At 39.2% G+C, this 13541-nt stretch carries 11 protein-coding genes; 1 reads left to right on the top strand and 10 read right to left on the bottom strand.

The window, feature by feature from the left end; genetic code table 11:
• Positions 1 to 244: 244 nt before the first annotated feature.
• The 3 genes from gnd to grxC form a co-directional block, all read right to left on the bottom strand.
• Positions 245 to 1666: a decarboxylating NADP(+)-dependent phosphogluconate dehydrogenase gene (gene gnd / locus CYAN7822_RS14745; RefSeq protein ID WP_013323065.1), complete on the bottom strand. Its 1422-nt coding sequence runs from the start codon at positions 1664 to 1666 to the stop codon at positions 245 to 247.
• A gap of 375 nt (positions 1667 to 2041) precedes the next feature.
• Positions 2042 to 3004 carry a glutathione synthase gene (gshB, locus tag CYAN7822_RS14750; protein WP_013323066.1) on the bottom strand — a complete coding sequence of 321 codons (963 nt, stop codon included), beginning with the start codon at positions 3002 to 3004 and terminating at the stop codon, positions 2042 to 2044.
• A 131-nt stretch (positions 3005 to 3135) separates the two neighbouring features.
• Positions 3136 to 3393 (bottom strand): glutaredoxin 3, encoded by a 258-nt coding sequence (grxC, locus tag CYAN7822_RS14755; RefSeq protein WP_013323067.1) that lies wholly within the window; start codon positions 3391 to 3393, stop codon positions 3136 to 3138.
• Positions 3394 to 3437: 44 nt separating this feature from the next.
• On the opposite strand from grxC, the gene CYAN7822_RS14760 reads away from it, so the two are divergent.
• Positions 3438 to 4238, top strand: a complete 801-nt coding sequence (locus CYAN7822_RS14760; protein ID WP_013323068.1) for a PD-(D/E)XK nuclease family protein — start codon at positions 3438 to 3440, stop codon at positions 4236 to 4238.
• Between the two features lie 71 nt (positions 4239 to 4309).
• Here the strand turns inward: CYAN7822_RS14760 and CYAN7822_RS14765 are convergent, their stop codons facing one another.
• The 7 genes from CYAN7822_RS14765 to aac(6') all read right to left on the bottom strand — a co-directional run bounded on the left by CYAN7822_RS14765 (position 4310) and on the right by aac(6') (position 13469).
• Positions 4310 to 6853: a serine protease gene (locus CYAN7822_RS14765; protein WP_083786865.1), complete on the bottom strand. Its 2544-nt coding sequence runs from the start codon at positions 6851 to 6853 to the stop codon at positions 4310 to 4312.
• Positions 6854 to 7061: 208 nt separating this feature from the next.
• The gene (locus CYAN7822_RS14770) at positions 7062 to 7439 is read right to left on the bottom strand and encodes a response regulator (protein ID WP_013323070.1); all 378 of its coding nucleotides are present in this window, start codon (positions 7437 to 7439) and stop codon (positions 7062 to 7064) included.
• A gap of 300 nt (positions 7440 to 7739) precedes the next feature.
• Positions 7740 to 8558, bottom strand: coding sequence for a DUF1206 domain-containing protein (locus tag CYAN7822_RS14775; protein WP_013323071.1), 819 nt, complete (start codon positions 8556 to 8558; stop codon positions 7740 to 7742).
• A 569-nt stretch (positions 8559 to 9127) separates the two neighbouring features.
• Complete coding sequence (locus CYAN7822_RS14780; protein ID WP_013323072.1) at positions 9128 to 9727, bottom strand: Crp/Fnr family transcriptional regulator; 600 nt, start codon at positions 9725 to 9727, stop codon at positions 9128 to 9130.
• A gap of 744 nt (positions 9728 to 10471) precedes the next feature.
• On the bottom strand, positions 10472 to 11719 hold the full coding sequence (locus CYAN7822_RS14785) for a cation:proton antiporter (protein ID WP_013323074.1): 1248 nt from the start codon (positions 11717 to 11719) through the stop codon (positions 10472 to 10474).
• Positions 11720 to 11841: 122 nt separating this feature from the next.
• Entirely contained in the window at positions 11842 to 12951 is a 1110-nt protein-coding gene (locus tag CYAN7822_RS14790) for an S-(hydroxymethyl)glutathione dehydrogenase/class III alcohol dehydrogenase (protein ID WP_013323075.1), read from the bottom strand.
• A 74-nt stretch (positions 12952 to 13025) separates the two neighbouring features.
• Positions 13026 to 13469 (bottom strand): aminoglycoside 6'-N-acetyltransferase, encoded by a 444-nt coding sequence (gene aac(6'), locus CYAN7822_RS14795; protein ID WP_013323076.1) that lies wholly within the window; start codon positions 13467 to 13469, stop codon positions 13026 to 13028.
• Positions 13470 to 13541: the final 72 nt, after the last annotated feature.

Genomic DNA, 13541 nt, shown 5'->3' on the forward strand with positions numbered 1-13541 from the left:
TTTTGACCTCTCTCTAACCCCTTTCCTAAGTACCGCCGACAAAAGTCAAGTTCAGTGTTTAGGTTAGCTCTTGCTTACGCCTAGGCCATAGACTTTCTTAAAAGAGTTTCAGGTATTTTACATTTTTTAACCGAGTAAGCTTGATTGATGTCTCCCTACTGACAAATAAAGGTCAAACCATCAATTAAGGTGGGCTATTGCCCACCCGAAGGATTAATTCAGCTTTAATGAATCAAATCAACAACTATGAAACGCCTGCCCACTCGGTATGGAAGAATTCACCCAGAGGCTTATCGATACGTTCATAGGTATGAGCGCCAAAGTAGTCGCGTTGTGCCTGAGTGAGGTTTTGGGGTAGGCGAGAACGACGATAGCTATCGAAGTAGTCTAAAGAGGCGCTGAAAGCAGGAACACCAATACCAATCTTATTGGCTAAGATTAACACATCTCGCCAAGCTTCCTGACGGTCTAAGATAGATTGCTTAAACTCAGGAGCCAGTAACAGGTTAGGTAAATTGGGATTTTCTAGATAAGCCTTCTTAATCTTATCTAAGAAACCAGCGCGAATAATACAGCCGCCTTTCCAAATACGAGCGGTTTCTGGCAGATTAATATTGTACTTAAACTCGGCGGAGGCTTTAGCAATTAAGGCCATCCCTTGAGCATAAGAACACATCTTAGAACAATAGAGAGCATCGCGAACTTTATTGACAAAGCCGGCAGTATCTCCATCGTAACGAATCGGACGACCATTTAATTCTTTAGAAGCGGCTACCCGTTCAGCCTTATAAGCAGACATTACCCGCGCATTTACCGCCGCATAGATAGTGGGGATAGGAACGCCTAATTCTAGAGAACTTAGCACTGTCCAGCGCCCAGTTCCTTTTTGTCCGGCCGAGTCGAGAATTAAATCTACTAGATACTCATTTGTACCAGGGTCTTTCTGTTTAAAGATATCAGCAGTAATTTCAATTAAGTAAGAATTTAATTCATCAGTAGTGTTCCACTCGGCGAAAATTTGGTGCAACTGTTCGTTAGAGAGACCTAAGCCGTATCTCAGGATATCATAGGCTTCGGCAATTAGCTGCATATCGCCGTACTCAATACCGTTGTGAACCATTTTCACATAGTGACCCGCACCACCAGGGCCGATATAGGTTACACAAGGGCCATCATCCACTTGAGCCGCAATTGCCTTTAAGATGGGTTCTAGGTCTCTATAAGCGAACTCAGTACCACCCGGCATTAAACTGGGCCCGTGTAAAGCACCTTCTTCACCACCGCTAACACCCATTCCCACGAAACCCAGTCCGGTGGGTTCTAATTCTTTGGTGCGTCTTTCGGTATCATCATAAAGAGAATTCCCGCCATCGATAATCATATCTCCTTCGTCTAGGAGGGGCTTTAGTTGCTGAATGACGGCATCTACAGGCCCGCCTGCTTTAACCATGACTAGGATTTTGCGGGGGCGTTCCAAAGCTTGAACAAATTCTTCGAGGGTACGGGGGCCTACGATATCTTTACCCTTACCCCGAGTATTCATGAATTCTTCTGTTTTCTCGTAGGTACGATTATATACAGCGATGGGGAACCCGCGACTTTCTACGTTGAGGGCCAGGTTTTCACCCATTACTGCTAAACCAATTACGCCAAAGGTTCGTTTCATAAGAACTTACCAACTTGAAGATCCGATTTGTTTTTAGGTTAGCTCGATCTTTTGCCTCTGCTTGTAAAAATTAGATTAAAATCTTTTCTCACTCCTGTACCGGGGGAAGTAATTTTGCTTCCCTTAGCAAGAGGAAAAGCCGCTTTTGCCGGCAGATGATAATCCTTGAAACCTTTGCTATTTCTTGATTATCGCTTCTCAAGGAGCGGCTAGGGTCAGGTATTTTATGTACTCATCTGGACTCAGTGTCTACCCAAAAGTAGATTCTTGGACGAGTAACCAAACGTTAACAATTCTCTCTAAAAGAGTAGGCTCTTTTTTGACGGACTAGGTTTTTGTGCTTAGATTTTCTCAGTCCCCTACAGGACTAGAAATTTAGCGAGAATTTTCTAACCATTGAATCACTTGTTTACCCAAACTAACATTATTGAGGCGATCAATTTCTCTAACCCCCGTAGGACTGGTAACATTGACTTCGGTTAAATATCCCCCAATCACATCTAATCCCACAAAATATAAGCCATCTTCCCGTAATTTTGGCCCCACTACGGCACAAATTTCCTGTTCTCTGGGGGTTATTTCGGTTTTTTCTACTCTTCCTCCTACCGCCATATTGCCGCGAAATTCTGCTCCGGTAGGCACTCTATTGACTGCACCGATGGGTTCACCATTTAATAAAATAATACGTTTATCTCCCTCTTTTGCCGCCGGCAAATAATCTTGTACCATAACCGGTTCTTGTCCCTGTTTGGTACTCACTTCAATGATTGAATTAAAATTGCGATCACCGGGTTCTAAAAACAAAATTCCTTCACCGGCTTTCCCCCCTAAAGGTTTTAAAACTGCCGCGCCCTTCTCTTCTACAAAGCGTCGAATAATTTTTTTATCCAAACTAACCACCGTTTCCGGCATCACCTGATGAAACTGCAAAGTATACATTTTCTCATTCGCTTCCCGTAACCCACGAGGAGAATTAATGACTAGGGTTTTGTTTTCATCAATGAGAGTTAGGATGTAAGTGGCATAAAGATATTGAATGGTAACGGGAGGATCTTTACGCATAAACACCGCGTCCATCTCTTCTAGGTTAGTCAGCATCCCTTCACCGACATGATACCAATTAGGCACAGCAACCCAACGATTTTCCCCTAATTCAACCGGTGTTAACTCAATTTTTTGTAAAATAGCGTAGGCTTTACCATTAATAACACATAGTTGATGAACTTCACTTACCCAAACTTCATGGCCTAAAGCTTGAGCGGCTTCCATTAGAGCTACACTGGTATCATGGCCTGGGTCTAATTTCGCTAATGGGTCAATGATCAAGGCAAATTTCATAACTTAATCACGGGTTAGGAGTGAGTGGTGTGTGGTCAGTAGTTAGTAGTTTTCGGGGTCATTATTTGCCGTTTAAAAATGACTAATAACTAATGACTAATGACTAATGACTAATGACTAATGACTAATAACTATCCAAGCAAAGGATCTAATTTTCCTTGTCTATCTAAAGCATATAAATCATCACATCCACCAATATGTTGATCATCGATAAAAATTTGGGGTAAACTTCTACGTCCATGAGATCGTTGTGCCATCTTTGCTCTCGCTTCTTCATCCCCATCGATACAATATTCAGTAAAGTCTACTCCTTTTTTATCGAGCAAACCTTTAGCACGAATACAGAAAGGACAGGTACTCCAAGTATAAATTTCTACCTTAGCGGTCATAATCTTTGTGATCTAAGCTTGATTTATATCTCAATTGTATCGTGATGACACAACTACCGTTGCCTCAACACCCTATCAAAACTCCTCTGATACGTTTGTCTCAAGGACAACTCAATTTACTAGAAACCTGTCCTCCACAGTTTCAACGCATTTACCTAGAACAGTTGACAACCCCCCTCCAATACGAACAACATCTAAAACTCCGTTGGGGGAGTCAATTTCACCAGTTAATGCAGCAGAAGGAACTAGGACTTCCTATTGATCCTCTCCTAGAACAAGATCAAGAACTGCAACAGGCTATCATCGCTTTAAGAGAAACTGCGCCAGAACTTTGGCAAAGTGAGCAAAATATTTGGCGAGAGGCGGAACATTCTCGCACTCTTGGTTTTAAAAATTATTTATTGACGGTGGTTTATGATTTGCTCATTTTAGGGAATTCTCAGGCAAAAATTTTAGATTGGAAAACTTATTTACAACCCGAAAACCCGCACAAATTAGCTCAAAACTGGCAAACTCGTCTATATTTATATGTTTTAGCGGAAACTACTAATTATCTTCCTGAACAACTGTCGATGACTTATTGGTTTGTCAAGCTTCCCACTCGCCCTGAAAGTTTGACTTTTTCTTATAGTCAGATTCTACATGAAAAAACTCGTCAAGATTTAAATTATTTGTTAACTCAATTAGAGCAATGGTTAGAAAATTATTTTAATAAGGGTAAGGATTTTCCTCATTTTTCTAGTTGTCAAACCAGTTGCCCTTATTATTCGGCTTTTGAATCGAGATTTAAGCCAGAAAAAATTATTTTGAAATCTATTGATGAAATTGATGAAGTTCCTTTCTAGGAATTTTAAAGGGTTATTTATCGCGCCAAGCCGCCCAAGAAGTGGGGATTTATTTAAGTAATAAAACTCATTTATTTTTTCTGGGATAAAAAGGCTTGAATTCGAGGATGCTTTAAAAGTTTTTGGGTATCAGCAATTAATTTTTGCCCCCACAAGTTTTCTTGAAGATATTTGACATCACTATATCTTCTATCCAATGTTAAAGCATTTTCAGCTAAAGCCAGTCCTTTTTCTTGTTCCCCTTGGTTATAAAGTGCTACTGCTAAAGCGAGTTGAGTTTCGGCAATTGGTGCTTTACTTTCTACTATCACTGTCCAAGGTTTTATGGCATTGGCTATATCTCCGGTTTCATAAAGAATTAATCCAAGATTATTCCAAGTAGCAAGATTATTTTGATCTAAATTGAGAATTTGTTTATAGTCTTGTACTGCTGCCTCATAATTCCCCTGCTTATGATAAATTATTGCCCGACCAAAATACCCATCAATATTAGGTTCAATTTCTACGGATTTTGTATAATCAGCTAAAGCATTTTGATATTGTTTTAAGTTAAAATAAGCCTGTCCTCTTCTATTATAAAGAACAAACCATTTCGGATAAATTTCAATAGATTTTGTATAATCATCAACGGTTTTTTGATAGTCTCCAGACTCAGCATAAATTCCTCCTCTGACCACGTATCCATAGAATTGATCAGGAACTAATTCAATAACTTTATTAGCATCATCTAGGGCTTTTTGAAATTCTTTTAAATTTTGATAAGCTCCTGCTCGATTAGCATAAGCCTCAACAATCTTTTCCTGCTCTGGCTTAAGTTCAATAACTTTTGTATAATCCTTTATCACTGTATTGTAATCTTTTAAATCCTGAGAAACCCGCGCCCGAAGAGTGTAATAAAAAGATTGATTAGGATTTATTTCAATGGCTTTACTGTAATCATCAAAAGCTTTTTTATAGTCTTTTAACTCCGAATAAACTCGCCCTCTATTACCATACAAAAGAGAATTTTCCGAATCTATCTCAATGCCTTTATTAAAATCTGCTAAGGCTTTTTGATACTCTTTTAAATCTAAATAAAGATTACCTCTATTATTATAAGCACCGACATAATTATAACTAATCGCTTTATTATAGTCAGCTAAAGCTTTATCATAGTCCTTTAAGTCCTTATAAACATTTCCTCGATTATTATAAGCGTAATCGGCATCGGGTTCAAGCTCAATGGTTTTATTAAAATCAGCAATGGCTTTTTGATATTCTTCTAGTTCTGAATAAGCAAGTCCTCGTTTATTATACGCCCAAGGATGGGGTTTAAGTTCAATCGCTTTGTTATAATCAGCAATGGCTTCTTGATAATGTCCTGAATAAGCTAAAACACTTCCTCGTTCTGTATATAAAACAAAATCCCCTTTAGGATTCATTTCAAAAAGTTTATTATAGACTTTTAGAGCGTCTGTATAATTTCTCATTAAAAATAGATCATACCCGAGCCAACGCCAAGCCGAATAAAACTGATCATCTTGCTGTATTGCATGAATAAATTCCTGAGCAGATTGTGATAAATCTCTCGTAAACCATAAAGTTAATCCCTTGGCATAATAAGCTTTAGCTAAATCCTGTTTAGTCTGGGAAGAAGGATTAGGTGTTGATTTCAGAACAGTAATAGCTTGATCAAAAGCCGTTATCGCTTTTTCAAATTCTTCTAAGCGAAACAGTTGATTACCATAATTTATCCAAGCTAAAGCATCCTCTTTTTTAATAGGAACATATAAGTTAAATAGTTGATTTCTAATAGAATTAACTTCGGTTTCAGTTAAGGCGGCGGCTGAAGAGGTTTCTAGGGTTATCCATTGAGGTTGTATTCCTGTTTTATTGAGCAACTTGATAAAAGTAGCTATAGGAACCCCTAAACTAAATCCTAAATTCAGTTCAACATAATTTTGATTTTTTTCAAAAACCAATTCATTTTCTGCCCCTGTATTAATGCCCACTACTCGCCCATTTCTATCTAAAACGGGTCCTCCACTCATTCCCCCTTGAGAAACATTGGTATAAACTAAACCTTGACCTTGAACTGAATAAATATCTTTAACTTGAAAATCGGATTCTTGTATGGTGCGGTTTTTGCCTCCGGTTAAACGTCGCTGTGGCGGTTTATTCGTGGCGGGAAAACCAGACACAAAAATCCAAGACCGTTTCAAGTCATAATTAGCTAATTTAGCGGCTGTATAAGTTTGTTTGGAATTAAATGAGATGACTGCTAAATCTGTTCCCTCCAGGATAGTTATATTAGCCTTATTTAGGGGATATTTTTGACCATCTGGGGTAATAATTTGATAAGTATCGGGGTTGCTCACCACATGAGCGGCAGTTAACACATAATAAGTTTGCCCATTTTTAGCAATGATTACCCCTGAACCATTGCCGCTTGTTCCATCTATTCTAACGGTAATTTGTTGGGCAATATCATCCACTTGTTTAACAATTCCTTGATAACTCGCACTCTGAGCTATGATCAACGGGGGGCTAATTTCTCCTTGAGCGGCTAAGTCTGTGCCCAGTGATAAACTACTTAGGGTTAGTAGCAAAGGTAGATAGCGGTAATATTTCATCATTTTTAATAGATTTATGCTCAAAAATGTCCTGAGAATCCGGAAAAATTCCTCAACTGGTGTAGTTGAATTGAACCGAAAACGTTTTCTTTTCGGTCCGGAAAAATGACGTAAGGAGCGCAGAGTACCGCCCTTTCCCAGAAAATAAATATAAAGCTTACCTATCCCTAAGTTAATTCATAAGGATAGCGGCAATTTTAAAGGGATTTAACTAACTTTTTCGACGATTTTGCAACAAAAATTTGATCGTTTGCAGCATTTCGGCTGGTTGAAAAGGCTTAGTAATATAAGCATCTGCGCCTTGTTTCATTCCCCAGTAACGGTCAAATTCTTCGCTTTTAGTCGAACAAATTAACACGGGGACATCTTGGGTAGATGGATTATTTTTAATCCAACGACACAACTCGTAGCCGTTCATCTGAGGCATGATCAAATCAGTGATCACTAAATCAGGAACCTCTTTTTGAATTTGTTCTTGAGCTTCCATGCCACTAGCTGCTTCTAGGACATTAATTCCTCGTTTTTGGAGAAGCTCTATGAGAATTTGTCGCAGACTCGGACTATCATCGACGATAAGAACTGTAATCATAACTTCTGTGAAGTGAACCGGAAAAACAGCAACGACTTTGACTTTGGTGTGGTTTTACCCCTCGGTTCTAGAAGTGCTGCGGATAATAGGCAACACTAGACGAACGGGGTTTTTGAAAGAGATCTCTAGATAATTAATCTAGATTTTACTCATTCTATTTTTATTATCCTATTTCCGGTGTTGCTTTTTGTGTTCAGATAACAGTGTAATATATACCAAGGGAAAGTGTGGCCTGGTTATATCGGAAAAAACAAGACATAATGCTCAAGCCGGCTCTTAATCAACTGTAATCCAATCTGATTACACACGAAGATGAGGTGAAACCAACGGCACCCCTATGCGACGATAGCGCGATTGAATGATGGCATAACTTCCGTAAGCGACTAACCCTAGTGCCACTAACCCTAAGACAACCTTCCCGAAAGGCTGTTGTGCTAGAGTTTGTAATGCTCCATCGAGGCCTTTTGCTTGTTGGGGATCATACTGGCGAGCGGCTTGTATTAGGAAAAAGCCGATGATCATAAATACAATTCCTCTGGCACTCATGCCCATTTGACCTATTCGAATGACCCATTTTTGTTGCTGTGGTCTTAAGGGTCTTAAATCAAGTTTATAGCGAAATTTGGCTTTGTAAGCTCGGTAAAATTGGTAAAAACCCATTCCAATAATTATCGCTCCGATTACACCTACTAACCATTGACCATAGGGTTGTGAGAGCAACCGCGCGGTGGTATCTACAGCCCTTTTGTTACCACTACTTTGATTAGCGGCATTAGCAACTAATCGAATGGCTTGAATTCCTAATCCGGCATAAATAAGGCCACTGAGTCCATAGCTGAGGCGATGTAAAATACTGTTAGCCTTTTTATCTCGATTTTCCTGTTCTGGATCGAGTGCGACTTGGAGAAAACGCCAAAGAGCATAGCCAATTAAACCAATGGCCAGTAAAATTAATAAAAATTTTCCAAAAGGTTGACCCGCAATGGTATTCAGTACGCCTTTAGCATCTGTGGTTTTCCCCCCTGAATTAAAGGCGGCTAATATCGCTAAAATTCCTATGAGTCCATAAATAATTCCTTTAGCTAAGTAACCCCCTCGCACTAATTTTTCGAGTAACATTTATCATTACCTCTAGGGTTAAAAAAATATTTTTATAAACCATAAGAAAAAAGATTGAGACGTTTATGACCTTAGACCGTTCTGATAAAGGGTTTAGCCTCCCTAGGGTCACGATTAAGTGGAGGAAGCGACAAAAACTCCACACCGTCTAAAATTTTTTCTCGTCTCGGATTACTGTCTATTTGCTTGTCGTCGCTCTCCTTCGGCAAATAGCAATGGTTCACAACGGTAAAACCCCCATCCAGTAATCTTTTAATGAGCTTCTCATACTCTTAAATTATCAATAAAACTTTGAGGATTTCTTCAAACTTTAGAAATAATTGTTAGCCTTTTTTGTAGCTAGAATTACTCAATATTACTCTTACTCAAGATAGAGGTAAATAGTCTTGTATTAAACTATTTAAATAGTTTCGTTTCCATTCATCTAATTCTTCAGAAAGAGAAAAAATACTTGATAGTGGTAAAATCCCAGTAATATTAATTAATATTAATAATTTTACCGCTATCAGTAATGACCCCTAGTGGAAAAATTTGACGTTTTTTACTCGGTTTTACAACAAGGACGGTTTTTATTTAATAATGAAATGGCGCTCACTATCGAGAGTAATTATCCCTTGACGTTGAAAGTCTCCTAGTAAGCGAGTGACAGTAACTCTTGTGGTTCCAATGGCATTAGCGATGTTTTGATGGGTTAAACGTACTCCTATGCGAGTTCCTTTGTCTCCCGGTTGACCGAGTTCTTGTTTGAGTAAAATTAATAATTGCTGTAATCTTTCTTCTACCCGTTTTAATCCCGCGATCGCCAAGAGGGCTTCTGTCTGCCGCATCCGCCGCGCTAACTGATTTAACATCACTTGGGATAATTGAGGGGTATTTTCGATCTCATTGAGCGCATACCATCTTAAGTAGAGATCGCTTAAAGCTTTGACTTGATAAGATTCAATGTGAGTTAGCCACAAACCAAAAAAAGTAAAAGGTTGAACCCAACCTAATAAAACTTCTTCTCCGCTTGTACAAATTTGGCTGAGTTGAGCGACTCCTCGATAGACTTGCCACACACCTTCTTCTACTAAGGGAATATTGTCTCCTTTGTCATAATAATGTAGCCGACGCCCATCACTTAATTGATCCTTGGCAAGGAATTGAGTTGCATTTTCAGTAAGCAGCATATCTCAGCAAGTCTTCCAGCTTGATTAATGAGCATTAATTCAGCTACTACTTTACACTTTTTAGGTAAACGTTTGGTAATCAACTGATTAAACTTTCCCTCGTCTTGAACTTCCCAGAATTCACTCCCCTAGCTAAATGTTAGATTCTTAAAGCCAAAGAAAAAAAACAGCCAGAGCCGAAAATTTGCTAATTCGCTTTCTTGCTGTTTTTCCATTGCAGTTGACTAGCTTTTATTTTCTGTTTAAAATGTAAAACTTTTTTACTTATCCATGTTGCCTGAAACTTCTTTAATAGAGGTTTCATAGTTGAGGTGTAGTTTGTGAAAACGGTAATACATAATCCCTGAAAGAACAACAGCCAATACAGCAACAAATGAGCTTATCAAAAAAACTTGTCTGAACCGCCACCACAAGAGATAGCCGTCAACTTGAACGGGATTTGATGATTTATAAGGCATACTTATGTCCTACTCTTGACACCACAAAGTTAAATCAATAAAACCTATAAATATGATAGCTTTATTCTATACACAGGGGATGAATTCTTTGATTTCTTCGTATGTACAGGATACTCCAGCTTAGATTGGGCAATCTTTCCAGAAATTGTTAATAAATATTAACGGGGTTTCTCAGGAACTCAGAATTTTAAGAAACTCTCACTTAAACTAACTTTGAAATTTCATTTAAGTATACAACAATACAACAAAAAGTGAAAAGCAAGAAGTTTAAAAAAATCTTAAAAAATTACTCCAATTTATTGGCTTTAGTTAAATTATTTTCATATAAATTCATCAAAGGGGTAGCACTAATCCCATGTACAATAATGGAAAGGATCATGGTTGTGATGGTAATCCAGGAAATTTGTTCGAGAATATTATTGTCTAATCCTTGACCCAAAGCATAAGCCAAATAATATAAAGAACCCACGCCACGAATTCCGAACCACCCGAGTAGCAAACGGTTACTGATGGGTAAAGAACTGCCAAGCGTGCTAACAAGAGTTCCCACAGGCCGAATCACAAAGAATAACAAACCACTGATCCATAAAGCTTGACCTGAGTAATGAATCAAAGGTTTCATCAGCACTAGGGAACCTAGTACCAAAATCATGCCTATTTCGAGCAATTTTTCCAGTTGATCGGCAAATTCAAGTTGCTCGAGGTGTTTTTGGGAGTCACGCTTAGAATTGTAACTTTTGTAAACTCCCACTCCAGCGACAAACACCGCTAAAAACCCATAACCATTAACTAACTCGGTTATTGCATAGGTAATCAAAATTGTACTTAACCCGAGAAAGTTTTCTCTAATATCTTCTTCAGATTCTTGTTTTGGCCTAGGCCATCTTCGCTCTAGATAGACTACAATTTTAGCGCTGATAATTCCCATGACAATACCAGCCGTGATCGCCCAGATGAAATCAACGGCTACCCATTGAGCCAACCAGTTATTTAAATCTCCCTTTTCCAGCCAGTAAATGCCAAAATAGACAAAGGGAAAGGCTAAAGCATCATTTAATCCTCCCTCAGAGGTCAAAGCAAAGCGTAATTCGTCTTTATCTTCAACGTGAGCTAGTTGTACTTCTGAAGCTAAAACGGGATCTGTAGGAGATAAAATTGCCCCTAATAAAATCGCACTTCCCCAGTTCATTTTTAAGATAAAATGAGCGGCTACAGCCAACCCAAAAATTGAAATCGGCATTAATAACCCTATCAATCTTGCTGTGCTTCTCCAAGCCCAAAATTTAAGGGGACGATTCATTTTTAACCCACAGCCATAGACGGAAATAATAACCACTAATTCTGAGAGTCTTTCTAAAATTTCGGCATCGGGACGGATATTAAATAGCTTTAAGCCATAGCGCCCTAAAGCAAAGCCAAAAATAAGATAGATTAAGGAAAAAGATAGAGGTAAACGAGCAATCCACCGAGAACCTAAACTAACCCCTAATAAAAGTAAGCCTATAACCAGTAAATCAAGAATGTAAATGTTCATTCATTGCTGTTTTGGATAGAGTCTTTAGTCAGCTTACTGGTTTGGTTTATATTTCTTACTCTGCTTGCGGCTAGAATTTTTGCGTATTATAGATTACTCTTTAGTGATTAGTCGTAAATTATTTAAAATGTAATCACGCTGCGGATAGATTCACCTTTATGCATTAAGTCTAAAGCATCGTTGATTTTTTCTAGCGGCATAACATGAGTGATTAAATCATCAATATTGATTTTACCTTCCATATACCAATCAACAATTTTAGGCACATCTGTCCGTCCTCTGGCTCCCCCAAAAGCGCTACCTTTCCAAACTCTTCCGGTTACCAGTTGAAAGGGGCGAGTTCGGATTTCTTCGCCGCCACCGGCAACTCCGATAATGGTACAAACTCCCCATCCTTTATGACAGCATTCTAAGGCTTGCCGCATTAAGTTAACATTACCCACACATTCAAAACTATAATCGGCTCCGCCTCGCGTTAAATCTACGATATATTTAACAATATCTCCGTCTATTTCATGAGGGTTGACGAAGTGAGTCATGCCGAATTTTTCGGCCAGGGGACGTTTAGCAGGATTAATATCTACTCCTACTATCATATTAGCCCCTACCATGCGAGCGCCTTGAATGACGTTTAAACCGATTCCTCCTAACCCAAATACGACGACATTGGCACCGGCTTCTACTTTAGCGGTATTAATAACTGCGCCAATTCCTGTGGTGACTCCGCAGCCAATGTAACATACTTTATCAAAGGGGGCATCTTCCCGAATTTTAGCGAGGGCGATTTCTGGGAGTACGGTATAGTTAGCAAAGGTTGAGGTTCCCATATAGTGATGTATCATCTCACCGTTTACAGAAAAGCGGCTAGTGCCATCGGGCATAAGTCCTTGGCCTTGGGTTTGTCGGATGGCTTGACAGAGGTTGGTTTTTTGACTTAAGCAGTATTCACACTGGCGGCATTCTGGGGTATAAAGGGGAATAACATGATCGCCCGGTTTGAGGCTTTTTACGCCTTGGCCTACTTCTACGACGATTCCGGCTCCTTCATGACCAAGTATAGCGGGAAATAAGCCTTCTGGGTCTTTGCCAGATAGGGTATAAGCGTCGGTGTGACAGACTCCTGTGGCTTTTATTTCCACTAAGACTTCTCCCTCTTTAGGGCCTTCGAGTTGTACGGTTTCTACGGTGAGGGGTTTGGCGGCTTCAAAGGCGATAGCGGCTTTTACGTCCATGTTAATTTTGTTTTTTAATGAGGTGGGTGTTGCTGCCCATCTATTTTACAAGGCGATGGGGAAGAAGGGCGGCTTTAAATGGATTTTCGCCAGATTATAATCCGTTCTACGGCTTCAAATCCTAGTTGCTGATGCAAGGTTTGGCTTATTATATTCTCAAGAGTTGTGTCGGAAGCGATTTCTGTATATCCTTGTTGTTTGGCCCAGTTTTCCATTGTTTGAATTAGGGCTTTTGCTATGCCTTGATTTCGATATTCGGGTTTGACGTAAAGTCCTTCTATATAAGGTACTGGTGTGCTGTTACATCCGTCTACATAGTCTCTAAAGGCGGCTTCTAAAAATCCTATTAATTCTTTTTCTGAGTTACGGGCTACGAATACGGGTAATATATCGGGTTGTTTGATGATTTCTTCGGTTTCTTGTTGGAGTTCTGTAAAGTCACTGTCTGGCCAAAGTTGATGTCTCATTATTAGCCATTGTTGCCGTTCTTCGGGTTGGATTTTGTCGATTTGCCACATAATATTAAATAGGCAAGAGGCACTCATGCAAAAGTAGGATAGGCATCGCCCACCTAAAACTTCTTACTATTT

Source organism: Gloeothece verrucosa PCC 7822, from assembly GCF_000147335.1.
Classification (GTDB): Bacteria; Cyanobacteriota; Cyanobacteriia; order Cyanobacteriales; family Microcystaceae; genus Gloeothece; species Gloeothece verrucosa.

Coding starts and splice junctions, on each gene's coding strand:
- CYAN7822_RS14785 (WP_013323074.1), bottom strand. CDS start 11,719: ATGAACATTTACATTCTTGATTTACTGGTTATAGGCTTACTTTTATTA.
- CYAN7822_RS14780 (WP_013323072.1), bottom strand. CDS start 9,727: ATGCTGCTTACTGAAAATGCAACTCAATTCCTTGCCAAGGATCAATTA.
- CYAN7822_RS14770 (WP_013323070.1), bottom strand. CDS start 7,439: ATGATTACAGTTCTTATCGTCGATGATAGTCCGAGTCTGCGACAAATT.
- grxC (WP_013323067.1), bottom strand. CDS start 3,393: ATGACCGCTAAGGTAGAAATTTATACTTGGAGTACCTGTCCTTTCTGT.
- CYAN7822_RS14760 (WP_013323068.1), top strand. CDS start 3,438: ATGACACAACTACCGTTGCCTCAACACCCTATCAAAACTCCTCTGATA.
- gnd (WP_013323065.1), bottom strand. CDS start 1,666: ATGAAACGAACCTTTGGCGTAATTGGTTTAGCAGTAATGGGTGAAAAC.
- gshB (WP_013323066.1), bottom strand. CDS start 3,004: ATGAAATTTGCCTTGATCATTGACCCATTAGCGAAATTAGACCCAGGC.
- CYAN7822_RS14790 (WP_013323075.1), bottom strand. CDS start 12,951: ATGGACGTAAAAGCCGCTATCGCCTTTGAAGCCGCCAAACCCCTCACC.
- CYAN7822_RS14765 (WP_083786865.1), bottom strand. CDS start 6,853: ATGATGAAATATTACCGCTATCTACCTTTGCTACTAACCCTAAGTAGT.
- CYAN7822_RS14775 (WP_013323071.1), bottom strand. CDS start 8,558: ATGTTACTCGAAAAATTAGTGCGAGGGGGTTACTTAGCTAAAGGAATT.